General features: G+C 69.2%; 18 protein-coding genes, 1 tRNA gene and 1 pseudogene. 12 read left to right on the top strand and 8 right to left on the bottom strand.

The window, feature by feature from the left end:
* Together AOK24_RS01305 and AOK24_RS01300 are read right to left on the bottom strand one after the other, a co-directional pair.
* Window positions 1–546 (bottom strand): nicotinamidase (locus AOK24_RS01305; RefSeq protein ID WP_055718170.1); only part of this gene is annotated, 546 nt, incomplete at its 3' end.
* Between the two features lie 132 nt (window positions 547–678).
* A complete protein-coding gene (locus tag AOK24_RS01300; RefSeq protein ID WP_055718169.1) occupies window positions 679–2,025 on the bottom strand; it encodes a nicotinate phosphoribosyltransferase in 1,347 nt (448 codons plus the stop codon).
* Between the two features lie 56 nt (window positions 2,026–2,081).
* Between AOK24_RS01300 and clpS the strand changes: the two genes are divergently transcribed.
* From clpS to AOK24_RS01265, 7 genes are all read left to right on the top strand, one after another.
* Entirely contained in the window at window positions 2,082–2,399 is a 318-nt protein-coding gene (gene clpS, locus AOK24_RS01295; RefSeq protein WP_055718168.1) for an ATP-dependent Clp protease adapter ClpS, read from the top strand.
* Window positions 2,400–2,449: 50 nt separating this feature from the next.
* On the top strand, window positions 2,450–3,046 hold the full coding sequence (locus tag AOK24_RS01290) for a DUF2017 domain-containing protein (RefSeq protein WP_055718167.1): 597 nt from the start codon (window positions 2,450–2,452) through the stop codon (window positions 3,044–3,046).
* Window positions 3,047–3,403: 357 nt separating this feature from the next.
* Window positions 3,404–4,834, top strand: coding sequence for an amino acid permease (locus AOK24_RS01285; RefSeq protein ID WP_055718166.1), 1,431 nt, complete (start codon window positions 3,404–3,406; stop codon window positions 4,832–4,834).
* A gap of 144 nt (window positions 4,835–4,978) precedes the next feature.
* The gene (locus tag AOK24_RS01280) at window positions 4,979–5,401 is read left to right on the top strand and encodes a M67 family metallopeptidase (RefSeq protein ID WP_055718165.1); all 423 of its coding nucleotides are present in this window, start codon (window positions 4,979–4,981) and stop codon (window positions 5,399–5,401) included.
* A gap of 57 nt (window positions 5,402–5,458) precedes the next feature.
* Complete coding sequence (locus tag AOK24_RS01275) at window positions 5,459–6,475, top strand: LacI family DNA-binding transcriptional regulator (protein WP_240553595.1); 1,017 nt, start codon at window positions 5,459–5,461, stop codon at window positions 6,473–6,475.
* Between the two features lie 276 nt (window positions 6,476–6,751).
* A complete protein-coding gene (locus AOK24_RS01270) occupies window positions 6,752–7,030 on the top strand; it encodes a MoaD/ThiS family protein (protein WP_055718163.1) in 279 nt (92 codons plus the stop codon).
* 7 nt (window positions 7,031–7,037) lie between these two features.
* A complete protein-coding gene (locus AOK24_RS01265) occupies window positions 7,038–7,988 on the top strand; it encodes a PLP-dependent cysteine synthase family protein (protein ID WP_055718162.1) in 951 nt (316 codons plus the stop codon).
* A 22-nt stretch (window positions 7,989–8,010) separates the two neighbouring features.
* Here the strand turns inward: AOK24_RS01265 and AOK24_RS01260 are convergent, their stop codons facing one another.
* Entirely contained in the window at window positions 8,011–8,412 is a 402-nt protein-coding gene (locus tag AOK24_RS01260) for a hypothetical protein (protein ID WP_055718171.1), read from the bottom strand.
* A 348-nt stretch (window positions 8,413–8,760) separates the two neighbouring features.
* Here AOK24_RS01260 and AOK24_RS01255 point away from each other — a divergent pair, with 348 nt between their 5' ends.
* On the top strand, window positions 8,761–9,513 hold the full coding sequence (locus AOK24_RS01255) for an MBL fold metallo-hydrolase (protein WP_055718161.1): 753 nt from the start codon (window positions 8,761–8,763) through the stop codon (window positions 9,511–9,513).
* A gap of 70 nt (window positions 9,514–9,583) precedes the next feature.
* Here AOK24_RS01255 and AOK24_RS01250 read toward each other — a convergent pair whose 3' ends face one another.
* Window positions 9,584–10,840: a PTS transporter subunit EIIC gene (locus tag AOK24_RS01250; RefSeq protein ID WP_055718160.1), complete on the bottom strand. Its 1,257-nt coding sequence runs from the start codon at window positions 10,838–10,840 to the stop codon at window positions 9,584–9,586.
* Window positions 10,841–10,959: 119 nt separating this feature from the next.
* Window positions 10,960–12,246, bottom strand: a complete 1,287-nt coding sequence (locus AOK24_RS01245; RefSeq protein WP_055718159.1) for a PTS transporter subunit EIIC — start codon at window positions 12,244–12,246, stop codon at window positions 10,960–10,962.
* A gap of 127 nt (window positions 12,247–12,373) precedes the next feature.
* Between AOK24_RS01245 and AOK24_RS01240 the strand changes: the two genes are divergently transcribed.
* The 4 genes from AOK24_RS01240 to rdgB all read left to right on the top strand — a co-directional run bounded on the left by AOK24_RS01240 (window position 12,374) and on the right by rdgB (window position 14,660).
* On the top strand, window positions 12,374–12,607 hold the full coding sequence (locus AOK24_RS01240) for a PTS sugar transporter subunit IIB (RefSeq protein ID WP_055718158.1): 234 nt from the start codon (window positions 12,374–12,376) through the stop codon (window positions 12,605–12,607).
* A gap of 77 nt (window positions 12,608–12,684) precedes the next feature.
* Window positions 12,685–13,416 carry a ribonuclease PH gene (rph, locus tag AOK24_RS01235; RefSeq protein WP_055718157.1) on the top strand — a complete coding sequence of 244 codons (732 nt, stop codon included), beginning with the start codon at window positions 12,685–12,687 and terminating at the stop codon, window positions 13,414–13,416.
* Between the two features lie 156 nt (window positions 13,417–13,572).
* Window positions 13,573–13,980, top strand: coding sequence for a prefoldin domain-containing protein (locus tag AOK24_RS01230; protein WP_055718156.1), 408 nt, complete (start codon window positions 13,573–13,575; stop codon window positions 13,978–13,980).
* A 77-nt stretch (window positions 13,981–14,057) separates the two neighbouring features.
* Complete coding sequence (gene rdgB / locus AOK24_RS01225) at window positions 14,058–14,660, top strand: RdgB/HAM1 family non-canonical purine NTP pyrophosphatase (RefSeq protein WP_055718155.1); 603 nt, start codon at window positions 14,058–14,060, stop codon at window positions 14,658–14,660.
* A gap of 47 nt (window positions 14,661–14,707) precedes the next feature.
* Here rdgB and AOK24_RS01220 read toward each other — a convergent pair.
* The 3 genes and pseudogenes from AOK24_RS01220 to AOK24_RS50120 form a co-directional block, all read right to left on the bottom strand.
* A tRNA-Leu gene (locus AOK24_RS01220) sits at window positions 14,708–14,791 on the bottom strand.
* 13 nt (window positions 14,792–14,804) lie between these two features.
* Window positions 14,805–14,957, bottom strand: coding sequence for a hypothetical protein (locus AOK24_RS52595; protein ID WP_420876643.1), 153 nt, complete (start codon window positions 14,955–14,957; stop codon window positions 14,805–14,807).
* A 521-nt stretch (window positions 14,958–15,478) separates the two neighbouring features.
* A pseudogene (locus AOK24_RS50120) lies at window positions 15,479–15,595 on the bottom strand (HNH endonuclease); the annotation flags it as partial.

The following is a 15,595-nucleotide window of genomic DNA, read 5'->3' as shown; positions in this document are numbered from 1 at the left end:
CAGCTCCTCCACCGCCCGCTCGGTCGTCTCCTTCGCCACCCCGGCCGTCAGATCCAGCAGCACCTGCGTACGGAACCCCTCCCGAGCCGAGTCCAGCGCGGTGGCCCGCACGCAGTGGTCCGTGGCGATCCCCACGACGTCGACCTCGTCGATCCGCCGCTCCCGCAGCCACTCCGCGAGGGACACCCCGTTCTCGTCGACCCCCTCGAACCCGCTGTACGCGGCCGAGTACGTCCCCTTGTCGAAGACGGCGTCGATCGCGCCGGAGGCCACGGCGGGCGCGAAGTTGGGGTGGAAGCCGACCCCCTCGGTCCCCGCGACGCAGTGCGCCGGCCAGGAGTTCACGAAGTCGGGGTCGTCGGCGAAGTGCCCGCCGGGCGCGATGTGGTGGTCGCGGGTGGCGACGACGTGCTGGTAACCGGCGCCGCCCGCCTGCCCGATCAGCTCGGTGATCGCGGCGGCGACATCGGCACCGCCGGAGACCGCGAGGCTGCCCCCCTCACAGAAATCGTTCTGCACGTCTACGACGATCAGTGCGCGGCGCATGGTCGATGTCCTTCGGCTATGGGGGGAATCGATCGGCTGAGGGAGAAGCTGGCGGAGAGGCTGAGGGAGAAGCGGGGAGAGGAGCTGGGGAGAGGGGGACTGGCTCTGCGGTATTACGGCTCGAATACCGCCCTAACTACCCGACCTCCCCACGAGGTACTCCGTCGGAAGAACCGGTTCCCCTCGCGAGAGCTGCGTAGCGGACAGCGGCAGCCGGCCCCGGACGGCGATATGCCGCTCACGTACCACGTCCAGAGGCTCACGCCCGATCACCTCGCCCCCCTTCACGAGCTCCACGAGGAGCTGCCGGTCGGCGAGTTCGGCGGGCACCGGCCCCGTACCGACGACCTCGGCCTCGGCGACGCCGTCCGCGTCGGGCCGGCGGGCGGCCCACTTCCGGCCCCCCAGCGAGGTCTTCCCCCCGGAGGACTTCTTGGCGACGGGCACCAGCGGCGCCTTCGGGTCGGCGGACTCGGCGCGGGCGACCAGCTTGTAGACCATGGAGCAGGTCGGGTGCCCGGACCCGGTGACGAGCTGCGTCCCGACCCCGTACGCGTCCACCGGAGCCGCCGCGAGCGACGCGATGGCGTACTCGTCGAGGTCGGAGGTGACGATGATCCGCGTATCCGTGGCACCCAGCGCGTCCAGCTGCTGTCGTACGCGATGGGCTACGAGGAGCAGGTCGCCCGAGTCGATGCGGACGGCGCCGAGTTCGGGTCCGGCTACCTCCACGGCGGTACGGACGGCCTCGGCGACGTCGTACGTGTCGACGAGGAGCGTCGTACCCCTGCCGAGGGAGTCGACCTGGGCGCGGAAGGCGTCGCGCTCGGTGTCGTGGAGCAGGGTGAAGGCGTGCGCGCTGGTGCCGACGGTCGGGATGCCGTAGCGGAAACCGGCGGCGAGGTCGGAGGTGGTGGTGAAGCCGCCGACGTACGCGGCGCGGGCGGCGGCGACGGCGGCCAGCTCGTGGGTGCGGCGCGCGCCCATCTCGATCAGCGGGCGGTCCCCGGCCGCCGAGGACATCCGGGACGCGGCGGCGGCGATGGCGGAGTCGTGGTTGAGGATGGAGAGGATCACCGTTTCGAGGAGCACGCACTCCGCGAACGAGCCCTCCACCCGTAGTACCGGAGAGCCAGGGAAGTACACCTGACCCTCGGGGTAGCCCCAGATGTCCCCGGAGAAGCGGTACGACGCCAGCCAGTCGAGCGTCTCGTCGTCGACGATGCCCCGCTCGCGCAGGAAGCCGATGACCCCGGCGTCGAAGCGGAAGTTCTCGACCGCGTCCAGGACCCGGCCGGTGCCGGCGACGACGCCGTAGCGGCGGCCCTCGGGCAGGCGCCGGGTGAAGACCTCGAACACGCTGCGCCGCTCGGCGGTGCCCGCCTTCAGCGCGGCCCGCAGCATCGTCAGTTCGTACTGGTCGGTGAAGAGCGCCGTGGACGGGACGTCGACCGGCAGCCCAAGGTCCGCAGGGTTCATGCAGCGGATCGTACTCCCATTTCGTCAGTGTGACGATTTCGGGGTCGCGTGGCAGCATGGGCCTTGTGACGTCACCCGCTCCCGTAGAGATCGAACGCACCGAAACGGTGGAGGAGGTCTTCGCCGTGGCGGAGCCCGACGTCCCCTGGGTCACGATCGTGCACAACGACCCCGTCAACCTCATGAGCTACGTGGCGTACGTCTTCCAGACGTACTTCGGGTACAGCAAGGACAAGGCCACCAAGCTCATGCTCGACGTCCACCACAAGGGCCGCGCGGTCGTCTCCAACGGCACCCGCGAGGAGATGGAGCGGGACGTGCAGGCCATGCACGGGTACGGGCTGTGGGCGACGCTTCAGCAGGACCGCAAGTAGTCCCCGCCCACCCCTGCACCCCCTACACCGAAAGTGCTACGACCGGTTTCATGCCAGGCATCTTCGAACCGCTCCCCGGCGGCGGCGCGGCCGTCGCACTCGACGACGTCGAGATCTCGATCATCCGCTCGCTGGCGGTCCAGCTCCTGGAGCTGATCGGCCCCGGGCCCGCCGAGGACGACTCCGCCGACCCGCTCGCCGGACTCTTCGCCGAAGGTCCTACCCAGCCGCCGTCCGACCCGGTGCTGCTGCGCCTCTTCCCGGACGCCTACACGGACCCCGAGGCGACCGAGCGGCAGCAGGAGCAGCAGAGGGAGCACTCCGCCGAGTTCCGCCGGTTCACCGAGAACGACCTGCGCGCGGGCAAGCGGGACAACGCGCTCGCCGTCGTCCGCTGCCTGGACGAACTGGACACGGGCGACGTCGGCGGCGCCGTCCTCAAGCTCACGCCCGACGACTCCCGCAAGTGGCTCGGTGCCCTCAACGACCTGCGCCTGGCGATCGGTTCACGCCTCGACATCACCGCCGAGGACGACACCGACGTCCTCTACCACCTGCCGGACGACGACCCGCGCAAGCCGATGGTCATGGCCTACCTGTGGCTCGGCGGCCTCCAGGAGACCCTCGTCGGCACGCTGATGCCCTGACGTCGTACCTGAGATGTAACCGGTTACATCTCAGCCTCAGAAGGCCCTCAAATCCGGATAACGATCCCGTCACCGGCTCGGCCGGATTTGGCCCGCGCCTGAGCCGTTCGTCCACTTCTTCCTGTGTGGTGCGCCACATCCGGCACCGGCCATTGATATTGCAGTCGTGATAAATCTTCACGACCGCCCGGCGCGCACCATCCGTATGCGCCGCCGGGTGCGCCACCGAGCCGGTCGATCGCCGGCCAGGCATGGACAGGCCCCCGCGGCCCGTCCGCTCCAGCACTTCCGGGGGGATCGAAACCCGATCCGTGGTCGACCAGGGCCCGGATCGGCATGGAGAAAGGCGCACCACACATGACCTCCGCTCAGGTCGAACCAGAGAACGGCGGCACGGGCCAGGCACCCGAGGAGGGCTACGAGCGCGGGCTCGGCAGCCGTCAGGTGCAGATGATCGCCATCGGCGGCGCCATCGGCGTCGGCCTCTTCCTCGGCGCCGGGGCCAACATCGCCAAGGCCGGCCCCAGCCTCATCCTGATGTACGCCCTCGCCGGTGTGATCATCTTCTTCATCATGCGGGCACTCGGCGAACTCCTGCTCTACCGGCCCGTCTCGGGCTCCTTCGCGGAGTACTCCCGCGAGTTCCTCGGTCCGTTCTTCGGCTACCTCACCGGGTGGACGTACTGGCTGATGTGGGTGGTCACCGGCATGGCCGAGCTGACCGCCGCCGCGATCTACGTCAACTACTGGTTCCCGGCGATCCCTCAATGGGTGACGGCGCTGGTGTTCCTGGTGATCCTCTTCGGCGTCAACCTGATCTCCGTGAAGCTCTTCGGTGAGCTGGAGTTCTGGTTCTCCATGGTCAAGGTCACCGCCCTGATCGGCATGATCGTGATCGGCCTCGGCGTGCTGACCTTCGGCTTCAGCAGCGCGGGCGACACCGCCGCCGTCTCCAACCTCTGGGCCTTCGACGGCTTCTTCCCCAAGGGCATCGGCTCCTCCCTCATGACCCTCCAGGGCGTCATGTTCGCCTACCTCGCCGTCGAGCTGGTCGGTGTCACGGCCGGTGAGTCCGAGGACCCCGAGAAGACCCTCCCCAAGGCCATCAACACGCTGCCGTGGCGCATCGCCCTCTTCTACGTCGGCGCGCTCACCGTCATCCTGTGCATCGTCAAGTGGACCGAGTTCCAGCCCGGCGTCTCGCCGTTCGTCGAGGCGTTCGCGAAGATCGGCATCCCGGCGGGCGCGGGCATCGTCAACTTCGTAGTCCTCACGGCTGCCCTGTCGTCGTGCAACTCCGGTATGTACTCCACGGGTCGCATGCTGCGCACCCTCGCGGACAACGGCGAGGCCCCGGCCGTCTTCAAGAAGCTGTCGTCCACCAAGACCCCGGCCTTCGGCATCACCGTCTCCGTGCTCTTCATGGGCATCGGCGTCGTCCTCAACTACATCGTCCCGGAGAAGGCGTTCGGGTACGTGACGTCCGTCGCGACCGCCGCGGGCATCTGGACTTGGCTGATGATCCTGATCAGCCACGTCCTCTACCGCCGCGCCGTGGTCGCCGGCCGCCTGCCGGCCTCCTCCTTCCCGGCCCCCGGCGGCTCGGTGTGCAGCTGGATCGCCATCGTCTTCCTGCTGTTCGTGACGGGGATCATCGCGTACGACGCCGACGCGCGGATCTGCCTGTACGTCATGGCCGGCTGGGTCGCCGCGCTGGGCATCGGCTGGGCCGTGCTGAAGAAGGCGAGCCCGGAGGTCACCGAGCGGACGTACGACAAGGTCGGCTAGCTCTCCGGAGGGACGGGGGCTCGGGACCTGAGTACTACCCGGGTCATACTCACGCCGCCCCGCCCGCCAGGCCCCGTGTCCGGCATCCGGACCCCGTAGTACCACCCCTCGGTACTACGGGGTCCTCTGCTTATCCTGGCGACCATGCTGACCATCACCCAGGCCCTCCACGACCAGATCGTCGCCCACGCCCGCAAGGACCACCCCGACGAGGCGTGCGGAGTCGTCGCGGGCCCGGCGGGCTCGGACCGCCCGGAGCGGTTCGTCCCGATGCTCAACGCCGCGATGTCGCCCACGTTCTACGAGTTCGACTCCGGCGACCTGCTCAAGCTGTACCGCGAGATGGACGACCGCGACGAGGAACCCGTCGTGATCTACCACTCCCACACCGCCACCGAGGCCTACCCCTCCCGCACGGACGTCTCGTACGCCAACGAACCCGGCGCCCACTACGTCCTCGTCTCCACCGCCGACACCGACGGCAACGGCCCTTTCCAGTTCCGCTCGTTCCGCATCGTGGACGGCGAGATCACCGAGGAAGAGGTCACCATCGTCGCGTCATACTGACTCCGTACGGCCCGAGTTGAGCCGTACGAAGCCCAACTCACCCTGTCGGAGACGGTGTTGACGCACGCAAGGCGCCCCACGATCGAGGACGTAGCACGCCGGGCCGGGGTCTCCAGGACCACCGTGTCGAGAGTCCTCAACGGAGCGCCGAAGGTCCGCGCCGAGGTGGTCGAGAAGGTCCGCGAGGTGATCGCGGACCTCGGGTACGTCCCGAACCAGGCCGCCCGCCAGCTCGTCACCCGGCGCACGGGCGCGGTCGCCGTGGTGGCCACCCAGCCGCAGGACCGCCTCTTCATGGACCCCTTCTTCGACTGCCTCCTGCGCGGGATCCGCCGCGAACTCACCCGGCACGGCGCCCAGGCCGTCCTGCTGTTCCTCGACGAGCCGGACGACCACGCCCGCGTCGCCGAGTACCTCGGCGGCGGCCACGCCGACGGCGCGATCCTCTTCTCGCTGCGCCCCGACGACCACCTCGGCGCCCTCATCGCCCGCACCGGCCTGCCCGCCGTCTTCGGGGGCCGCTCGCGCGCGGGCGCCGACGACACCGCGTACGTCCACGTCGACTGCGACAACCGCGACGGCGCCCGGCAGGCGGTCACCCACCTGCGCGCCCTCGGCCGCACCCGCGTCGCCACCGTCACCGGCCCCTACGACCAGGAGCCCTCGGCGGACGACCGCCTCACCGGCTACCGCGACGTCCTCCCCGACGCCGACCCCGCGCTCACCGAACGCGCGGACTACACCGAGCACGGCGCGGCCCTCGCCATGCACACGCTCCTCGACCGGCGCCCCGACCTCGACGCGGTCTTCGCCGCCTCCGACCTGATGGCCGCCGGCGTCCTCCAGGCCCTCCACGAACGGGGCCGCCGCGTCCCCGAGGACGTCGCCGTCGTCGGCTTCGACGACCTCACCCGGATCGCCGAGGCGACGACCCCGCCCCTGACGACCGTCCACGCGGACGTCGAGGGGATGGGCCGGCTGATGGCGGAGCTGCTGTGCGCGGCGGTGTACGAGGGGACTACCCCGGGGTCGGTGGTGGTGCCCACGCGGCTGGTGGTGCGGGAGTCGGCGTAGTACCCGGGTACATCTCAGGTACTGGTCGCAAACCGTCCGCCATGTGGAAGCGTCTTCCCGAAGGCCGGACGGGAATCGATACGATGAGCCCATGGTTGTGAACGACGTGAGCACGAGGACGCCGGGCGAGCTGCTCGTGGCGCGGCTGCACGTCGACCTGTGCAGGTGCGCCGCCGCCATCTGACGCCGGCCCTGCCCGCGCCGTAGTCCTCAGGGACTAGGCGCGCTCACTCGCACGTCCCTGCGCCGCCCACCTTCCGACAGGAGCCCTGAGTCATGGCCATCGAGGTCCGCATCCCCACCATCCTCCGCCAGTACACCGACGGCGCGAAGGCCGTCGAGGGCGCCGGGGAGACCCTCGCCGACCTGTTCTCCGACCTGGAGACGCGGCACACGGGCATCCAGGCCCGCATCGTGGACGAGGGCAAGCTGCGCCGCTTCGTCAACGTCTACCTCAACGACGAGGACGTCCGCTTCGTGGACGGCATCAACACCAAGCTGGCCGACGGCGACACGGTGACGATCCTGCCGGCCGTCGCCGGCGGCATGGCCTGATCCCGGTATGCGCTACGACTCCCCGCTGGCCGCGGTGGGCAACACCCCCCTGGTGCGCCTGCCGCGGCTGTCGCCGTCCCCCGAGGTCTCCATCTGGGCCAAGCTGGAGGACCGCAACCCCACCGGCTCGATCAAGGACCGCCCCGCGCTGCACATGATCGAGCAGGCGGAGAAGGACGGCCGCCTCACCCCCGGCTGCACGATCCTGGAGCCCACCAGCGGCAACACCGGCATCTCGCTCGCCATGGCGGCCCGCCTCAAGGGCTACCGCATGGTGTGCGTGATGCCCGAGAACACCTCGCAGGAACGCCGGGAACTCCTCGCGATGTGGGGCGCCGAGATCATCCCGTCCCCGGCGGCCGGCGGCTCCAACACCGCCGTACGCGTGGCGAAGGAACTCGCCGCCGAGCACCCCGACTGGGTGATGCTGTACCAGTACGGCAACCCCGGCAACGCGGGCGCCCACTACGCCACGACCGGCCCCGAGATCCTCGCGGACCTCCCCTCGGTCACCCACTTTGTCGCCGGGCTCGGCACGACGGGGACGCTGATGGGGGTAGGGCGTTACCTCCGCGAGCACAAGCCGGACGTACGGATCGTCGCCGCCGAGCCGCGCTACGACGACCTCGTCTACGGCCTGCGCAACCTCGACGAGGGCTTCGTACCCGAGCTGTACGACGCCTCCGTCCTCACCACCCGCTTCTCCGTCGGCTCCGCGGACGCGGTCACTCGTACTCGCGAGCTACTCCAGCAGGAGGGCATCTTCGCCGGGGTCTCGACCGGCGCGGCCCTGCACGCCGCGCTCGGCGTCGGGAAGAAGGCCCTGGCCGCGGGGGAGTCCGCCGACATCGTGTTCGTCGTCGCGGACGGCGGGTGGAAGTACCTCTCCACGGGGGTGTACACGGCGGCGACGACCGAGGAAGCGATCGAGACGCTCCAGGGTCAACTCTGGGCGTAATACCCGTAGTACCCGTAGTACTTCAGGTCAGGTGCCGGACCTGGTCCCACAGGACCGGGTCCACCACCCCCACCCGGTGCCGCAGATCCCCCACCGGTACGTCGAGCAGCTCGTCGGTCTCCAGGAAACTCGCCCGGCCCCCCGCGTCCCCCACGGCGCCGGGCGGCAGCGGAATCACCCCCGACCGCTCGTCGCGGAACTTCCCGCTGATCCGCGCGACGGTGACGTACCCCGCGCGCACGCTCAGCACCAGGAACCGGTGACCGTCCGCCACCCAGATCTCCGCCGGGTGCGGATCGGCGTCCGTACGGGAGCGCGCCGGACGGCGGGGCGGGCGGCCCGAGCGGCCCCAGCCGTCGACGAGCGTGGCGACCAGCGCGAGCAGTACCACCGCCGCGAGCGCCAGCCACCAGGACGTGTCCATGAGGACGACGTTACCGGCGCGCGCGACGCGCCGCGCGCCCTCTCGCGATCCCCACACGCCCCACTTCCAGCCGAACCGGTGACACCGCAGGTGAGTTCGCCCACAACGGCCCCTGGCAACGGCGCGAAGGGGGGTTTTGCGCCTTACGCTCTACGGACCGCACGACCCCCGACGCCCGTTCCCACGCACTCCTCGGGCCCGGTCCACCCGGCACACCCGGCCTTCCGGATCCTTCGCGAGGCCCGGCCGCGCCGGCACCACCCGGCACCGCCGGTGGCATCCGGTCCCCCGGCGCCATCGACGACCGCCGGTGTCCCCTCGGTTCCCGCCAGCGGAGGTTTCTGCATCATGAAGCTCACCGTCGTCGGCTGCTCGGGGTCGTTCCCGTCCGCGGATTCGGCCTGTTCGAGCTACCTCGTCGAGGCCGACGGCTTCCGGCTGCTTCTCGACATGGGCAACGGCGCCCTGGGCGAGTTGCAGCGCCACTGCGGTCTCTACGACCTCGACGCGATCTTCCTGACCCATCTGCACGCCGACCACTGCATCGACATGTGCGCCTACTTCGTGGCGCGCTACTACCGCCACGACGGCGGCCGTTGCGACCCCATCCCGGTCTACGGCCCCGAAGGCACCGAACACCGGCTGACCACGGCGTACGCGGATACCCCGTCGGCCTCCTCGATGAGCGAGGTCTTCGACTTCCACACGGTCAAGCCGTCCACCTTCGACATCGGCCCCTTCACGGTCCACACCGAACGCGTCGCCCACCCGGTCGAGGCGTACGGCATCCGGGTGGAGCACGGCGGCAAGTCGCTCGCCTACTCCGGGGACACCGGTGTCACGCCCGTGCTCGACGAACTCGCCCAGGACGCCGACCTGTTCCTGTGCGAGGCCGCCTTCACGCACGGCAAGGAGAACATCCCCGACCTGCACCTCAACGGCCGGGAGGCGGGTGAGACGGCCACCAGGGCGGGCGTCCGCCGCCTCGTCCTCACCCACATCCCCCCGTGGACCGACCCCCAGGTCAACCTGGCCGACGCGCGCGCGGCGTACGACGGTCCGGTCGAACTGGCGGCGGCGAGGGCGTCGTACGTGATCTGACGCATGAGAAAAGCACCCGGGGCAGTTCAGGGCGCCGGGTGCTTTCTCGTAGCTCTCAGGTACTAGAGCTCTACCCCTTCGTGAGCTCTTCCCCCTCCGGCTCGCGTCCCGGCGTCGGCAGGTTCCACCGCGTGATCGCGAAGCGGAAGATCACGTAGTAGACGGCGCCGAAGCACAGGCCCACCAGGACCAGCCCCCACGGGTTCGTCGCGATGCCGAGGTTGAGGCCGAAGTCGACCACGCCGGCCGAGAAGCCGAAGCCGTCCTTCATGCCGAGTGCCCAGGTCAGGGCCATGGAGACGCCGGTGAGCAGCGCGTGGATCGCGTACAGGACCGGCGCGATGAACATGAACGTGAACTCGATCGGCTCGGTGACGCCCGTGACGAACGAGGTCAGCGCGAGCGAGAACATCATGCCGCCGACGGCCTTGCGGCGCTCCGGGCGGGCGCAGTGCACGATCGCCAGGCACGCGGCCGGCAGCGCGAACATCATGATCGGGAAGAAGCCGGTCATGAACTGCCCGGCGCTCGGGTCTCCGGCGAGGAAGCGCGCGATGTCGCCGCTCTTGCCGTGGTACTCGCCGGCCTGGAACCACGGGAACGAGTTGAGCAGGTGGTGCATGCCGATCGGGATCAGCGCGCGGTTCATCACACCGAAGATCCCGGCGCCGACCGCGCCCGAACCCACCAGCCACTCACCGAAGTTGTGCAGCCCCGTGCCCAACACCGGCCATATGTAACCGAAGACGACCCCGATCAGCAGACCGGCGAACGCGGAGAGGATCGGGACGAGCCGCCGGCCGCCGAAGAACCCTGCCCAGTCCGGGAGTTTGGTGCGGTAGAAGCGCTGGTAGAGCAGCGCCACGACGAGCCCCATCACGACCCCGCCGAGCACCTTCGCGTCGACGGGCGCGTCCACCATCACGACCTTGCCGTCGACGGCCGTCGCGACCTTCGGGAGGTTCTTGTCGGTGAACGTGCCGAGCACGTTCTTGAAGACGAGGTAGCCGACGACCGCCGCGAGCGCCGTCGAGCCGTCCGACTTCTTCGCGAACCCGATCGCGACGCCGACCGCGAACAGCAGCGCCATGTTGTCGAGGATCGCGCCCCCGCCGGCCGCCATGAAGGAGGCGATCTTCGTCAGGAAGCCGGGGAAGGAGGGGCGGCCGAGCATGTCGGCGTTGCCCAGGCGCACCAGCAGCGCGGCGGCGGGCAGCACCGCGACCGGCAGCATCAGACTGCGGCCGATGCGCTGTAGGACGGCCATCACGGCCGTACCCTTCCTGGCTTGTTTCTCGGCTGCGGGAGCGGCGCCGGCCGTGCTCATAGAGGGGTTCCTTCAGGGGGTGCGGAGGACGCGAAAAAGGTCTACACCAGTGTGTGGTGTAGACCTTTTGTAGCACGGGGGAGAGGCGGGAGTTAAGCCCCCTGTTAAGGCGCCCGCCATCACGCTTTGGTGACGTCCTCCCGCTCCTCCTCCGGCTCCCGGCCCGGCGTCTTCAGATCGAACCGGACGATCGCGAACCGGAAAACCACGTAGTAAACGATTGCGAAACACAGCCCGATCGGGATGATCGCCCACGGCCGCGTCGCCAGGTTCCAGTTGATGACGTAGTCGATGAGCCCCGCCGAGAAACTGAACCCGTCGTGCACCCCGAGCCCCCACGTCACCGCCATCGAGACGCCGGTCAGCACCGCGTGCACCGCGTACAGCGCGGGCGCGATGAACAGGAACGAGTACTCGATCGGCTCCGTGATGCCGGTGATGAACGACGTCAGCGCGACCGACAGCATGAGGCCGCCAACTTCCTTGCGGCGCGCGGGTTTCGCCGTGTGCGCGATGGCAAGTGCCGCCGCAGGCAAGGCGAACATCATGATGGGGAAGAACCCGGTCGTGAACAGCCCGGCGTGCGGGTCGCCTTGGAGGAACATGTTGATGTCGCCGTGCACGACCGTGCCGTCCGGCTTCGTGTACGACCCGAACTGGAACCAGATCGGCACGTTCAGGAACTGGTGCAACCCCACCACCAGCAAAGCCCTGTTGGCGATCCCGAACACCCCCGCGCCCCACGCGCCGAGGCCGTTGAGCCAGTCGCTGAAGTTCTCCAGGCCGTCGCCGATCGGCGGCCACACCCACAGGCACAGCGCGGCGAACACGATCGCGGCGAACGACATCAGGATCGGCACCAGCCGCCGCCCGTTGAAGAACCCCAGCCAGTCCACCAGCTTCGTCCGGTGGAAGCGCACCCACAGGTACGCCGCCAGCAGCCCGATCACGATGCCGCCGAAGACCCCCGGGTTCTGGTACGTGAACGCGGTCACCGTCCCGTCGGCGCCCTGGCAACCCGTAGCAACCGTTTTCGCACCGTCCACGCAGTCCTTCGGGAACTGGCGCAGCACGTTGTAGTAGACGAGGAACCCGGCGAGCGCCGCCAGCGCCGTCGAGCCGTCCGACTTCTTCGCCATGCCGATCGCGACGCCGATACAGAACAGCAGCGGCAGCCCCAGCGAGCCGTCCAGCAGCGCGCCGCCCGCGCCCGCCATCACCTTCGAGACGTTCGTCCAGCCCAGCCCGTCGTCCCCGAACATGTCCGGCTGGCCCAGCCGGTTGAGGATCCCCGCGGCGGGCAGCACCGCGATGGGGAGCTGGAGGCTGCGGCCCATCTTCTGGAGCCCCTGGAACAGGGCGCTCCAGCGGGCGCGGGCCGGGTTCACTGCGCTGTCGGCACTCATGGATTGGCGACCGCCCGTCAGGTGGTGTAGACCAGTTCTCGACGATTGGGATGCTGTGACGCCATCTTTCGGTACCCACGGCACAATCGCTCGCGAAGTTGGGCCAACTGTGCATGAGGAGACCGACATGGCCACCAAGGCAGAGAAGATCGTCGCCGGGCTCGGAGGCATCGAGAACATCGAAGAGGTCGAGGGCTGCATCACCCGGCTGCGCACCGAGGTCGTCGACCCCGACCGCGTCGACGAGGCCGCGCTCAAGGCCGCCGGCGCGCACGGCGTCGTCAAGATGGGGACGGCCGTGCAGGTCGTCATCGGGACGGACGCCGACCCGATCGCGAGCGAGATCGAGGACATGATGTAGGTACTAGAGCTCTAGTACTCAGGGGCTACTCCCACGCCGGGAGCAGCCCCTTTCGTCGTACGGATAGGGTCGTCCCCATGTCTCGAATCGACGGCCGCACCCCCGAACAGCTCCGCCCGGTCACCCTGGAACGCGGCTGGAGCAAGCACGCCGAGGGCTCCGTCCTCGTCTCCTTCGGCGACACCAAGGTCTTCTGCACGGCCTCCGTCACCGAAGGCGTCCCCCGCTGGCGCAAGGGCAGCGGCGAGGGCTGGGTCACCGCCGAGTACTCCATGCTCCCCCGCGCCACCAACACCCGCGGCGACCGCGAATCCGTCCGCGGCCGGATCGGCGGACGCACGCACGAGATCAGCCGCCTCATCGGCCGCTCGCTGCGCGCCGTCATCGACTACAAGGCGCTCGGCGAGAACACCATCGTCCTCGACTGCGACGTCCTCCAGGCCGACGGCGGCACCCGCACCGCCGCCATCACCGGTGCGTACGTCGCCCTCGCCGACGCCGTCGCCTGGGCGCAGGGCCGCAAGCTGATCAAGGCGAACCGGCAGCCCATCACCGGCACCGTCTCCGCCGTCTCCGTCGGCATCGTCGGCGGCGTGCCCCTCCTCGACCTCTGCTACGAGGAGGACGTCCGCGCCGACACCGACATGAACGTCGTCTGCACCGGCGACGGGCGCTTCGTCGAGGTCCAAGGCACCGCCGAGGCCGAGCCGTTCGCCCGCGACGAGCTCAACTCCCTGCTGGATCTGGCCGTTTCGGGCTGCACCGACCTCGCCGCGCTCCAGCGGGCCGCGCTGGAGCGGACCCTGTAAAGGTAAAGAAGTGACCAAGGAAAGCGGTACGGTGGAGCAACTGTGCCGCTTTTCCTCGCGTCTTGGGCAGTACAGAGAGGGCTTCCGACCGGAAGCCCTTGGGGACGGGGGCCCAGCGGTGCGAGCCGGGGCCTGACGAACGGGAGGAACCACCGCATGGCCGCGCTCCGCCGACGCCGAGGTCGCCGAATCGCCATCGCCGCAGCCACCGCTGCGGTCGCCCTCACCGTGGGGTTCACCACCACCGGCTGCGACGCCGTCAACAAGGCGCTCGACTGCGTCCAGACCGCCGAGACCGTCGCCGACAGCGTCACCGACCTCCAGCAGGCCGTCGAGAACGCCGCCACCGACCCCACCCAGGTCGACGAATCCCTCGCGTCCATCGACAAGAACCTCAACAGCCTCGGCGACAAGACGGACGACACCGACGTCAACAAGGCCGTCGACAGCCTCCGCGACGCGGTCACCAACGTCCGCAAGGCGGTCGACAGCGGCGACAAGACCCCCGACCTGAGCCCCCTGACGGACGCGGCGGGGGAACTGACGAAGGTGTGTACGCCGTGAGGGGTAGGTCTTGAGTACGGGGACGGCGACCTGCTCCCCGTAACCCTGGAGTCGTAGCCCCCGTAATACTGGGGGCCATGACCCGCCTGATCCTCGCCACCCGCAACGCCGGCAAAATCACCGAACTCCGCGCGATCCTCGCGGAGGCCGGGCTCCCGCACGAACTGCTCGGCGCCGATGCCTACCCCGACGTACCCGACGTCAAGGAAACGGGCGTCACCTTCGCCGAGAACGCGCTCCTCAAGGCCCACGCCCTCGCCCGGGCGACCGGCCTCCCTGCCGTCGCCGACGACTCCGGCCTCTGCGTCGACGTCCTGGGCGGCGCCCCCGGCATCTTCTCGGCCCGCTGGTCCGGCACCCACGGCGACGACCGCGCCAACCTGGAGTTGTTGCTGGCCCAGCTCTCCGACATCGCGGACGACCACCGGGGCGCCCACTTCGCCTGCGCGGCGGCCCTGGCCCTGCCCGACGGCACGGAACGGGTGGTCGAAGGCCGCCTCCGAGGCACCCTCCGCCACACCCCCACCGGCACCAACGGCTTCGGCTACGACCCCATCCTCCAGCCGGCCGGCGAGACACGGACCTGCGCGGAACTGACGGCGTCGGAGAAGAACGCGATCAGCCACCGGGGGCAGGCGTTCAGGGGGTTGGTGCCGGTGGTGCGGGAGTTGCTGGGGTGAGGCATCGAAGGCCCGCCTGGAGCAGGCGGGCCTTCGATTCAAAGGTGTGCGGCCGGAGGGACTCGAACCCTCAAGGGATTTCTCCCACGACATCCTAAGTGTCGCGCGTAGGCCAATTCCGCCACGGCCGCATCAACCTTCATGCTACCGGTCGGCTGACGCTCGTTGGGAGGAACGGCGGTCTCCACCTCGGCACCAGGTAGTCGTTATGGCATGGCAGTTGGGACACAACAACCGCAGATTCTCCCGCCGGTCGTCGCTCCAGTCCCCGCTGATGTGATCGACCTCCAGGGTCATGGGCTTGCCGAGCCATTCGGGACCGACGCCGCACCTGTCGCAGGCTTCGGGGACACCCACCTCATGGAGCGCGCGGCGCAACAATGAGGTTTTGGTCCGTCGCCCACCGCGGTGCTGGACCAGAATCTCGACAGCACCCTTGGCCGTTGAGCTCGGACGACCTCTTTGATGAGCCTGTCCCAGGAAGTGGGAAGTGTCGAGTTGGTCCTCCGCTATCCACTGGTGGATCAGCGCACGGCACCGACCATTGTTTGGCTTACCCAGCGCGCGGAGAGCGCCCGCGCGTGAGATCGCTCCTTCGACTGCCCGGCGCAGCTCTTCGCGTGTGGGCCTGGGATAGGGCTGACCTCTACGGTGGCGGGGGAAGTGCGAGACGTCGATACCGAAGTCCTCGAAGCGTCTGTACAGGTGTTGGCGCAGGTTGCGGTAAGGCTTTGTCCCGAAGAAGGCGATGACCTCGTCGATGTCCGAGCAGCGAGCCGCCGCTTCGAGCAAGCGCTCCCTGGTGTACCGAACGCCGCTCATGAGGCCCTCCTCCTGCCCCGACCGCGATAACTGTCCGTCGTCGAGTGGCAGTTGGGACACAGGAACCGCAGGTTCCCGATGCGGTTGTCGCGCCAGTCCCCGCTGATGTGATC

The organism is Streptomyces niveiscabiei, from assembly GCF_001419795.1.
Taxonomy (GTDB): Bacteria; Actinomycetota; Actinomycetes; order Streptomycetales; family Streptomycetaceae; genus Streptomyces; species Streptomyces niveiscabiei.
Note: the sequence above shows the minus strand (reverse complement) of the source record. Positions and strands in the feature narration are given on the sequence as shown.

Bases quoted from the DNA above. Each gene is read 5' to 3' on its own strand.
- AOK24_RS01300 (WP_055718169.1), bottom strand. From the start codon at position 2,025: ATGAACCCTGCGGACCTTGGGCTGCCGGTCGACGTCCCGTCCACGGCG.
- clpS (WP_055718168.1), top strand. From the start codon at position 2,082: ATGGGCCTTGTGACGTCACCCGCTCCCGTAGAGATCGAACGCACCGAA.
- AOK24_RS01290 (WP_055718167.1), top strand. From the start codon at position 2,450: ATGCCAGGCATCTTCGAACCGCTCCCCGGCGGCGGCGCGGCCGTCGCA.
- AOK24_RS01285 (WP_055718166.1), top strand. From the start codon at position 3,404: ATGACCTCCGCTCAGGTCGAACCAGAGAACGGCGGCACGGGCCAGGCA.
- AOK24_RS01280 (WP_055718165.1), top strand. From the start codon at position 4,979: ATGCTGACCATCACCCAGGCCCTCCACGACCAGATCGTCGCCCACGCC.
- AOK24_RS01270 (WP_055718163.1), top strand. From the start codon at position 6,752: ATGGCCATCGAGGTCCGCATCCCCACCATCCTCCGCCAGTACACCGAC.
- AOK24_RS01265 (WP_055718162.1), top strand. From the start codon at position 7,038: ATGCGCTACGACTCCCCGCTGGCCGCGGTGGGCAACACCCCCCTGGTG.
- AOK24_RS01260 (WP_055718171.1), bottom strand. From the start codon at position 8,412: ATGGACACGTCCTGGTGGCTGGCGCTCGCGGCGGTGGTACTGCTCGCG.
- AOK24_RS01255 (WP_055718161.1), top strand. From the start codon at position 8,761: ATGAAGCTCACCGTCGTCGGCTGCTCGGGGTCGTTCCCGTCCGCGGAT.
- AOK24_RS01250 (WP_055718160.1), bottom strand. From the start codon at position 10,840: ATGAGCACGGCCGGCGCCGCTCCCGCAGCCGAGAAACAAGCCAGGAAG.
- AOK24_RS01245 (WP_055718159.1), bottom strand. From the start codon at position 12,246: ATGAGTGCCGACAGCGCAGTGAACCCGGCCCGCGCCCGCTGGAGCGCC.
- AOK24_RS01240 (WP_055718158.1), top strand. From the start codon at position 12,374: ATGGCCACCAAGGCAGAGAAGATCGTCGCCGGGCTCGGAGGCATCGAG.
- rph (WP_055718157.1), top strand. From the start codon at position 12,685: ATGTCTCGAATCGACGGCCGCACCCCCGAACAGCTCCGCCCGGTCACC.
- AOK24_RS01230 (WP_055718156.1), top strand. From the start codon at position 13,573: ATGGCCGCGCTCCGCCGACGCCGAGGTCGCCGAATCGCCATCGCCGCA.
- rdgB (WP_055718155.1), top strand. From the start codon at position 14,058: ATGACCCGCCTGATCCTCGCCACCCGCAACGCCGGCAAAATCACCGAA.
- AOK24_RS52595 (WP_420876643.1), bottom strand. From the start codon at position 14,957: ATGACCCTGGAGGTCGATCACATCAGCGGGGACTGGAGCGACGACCGG.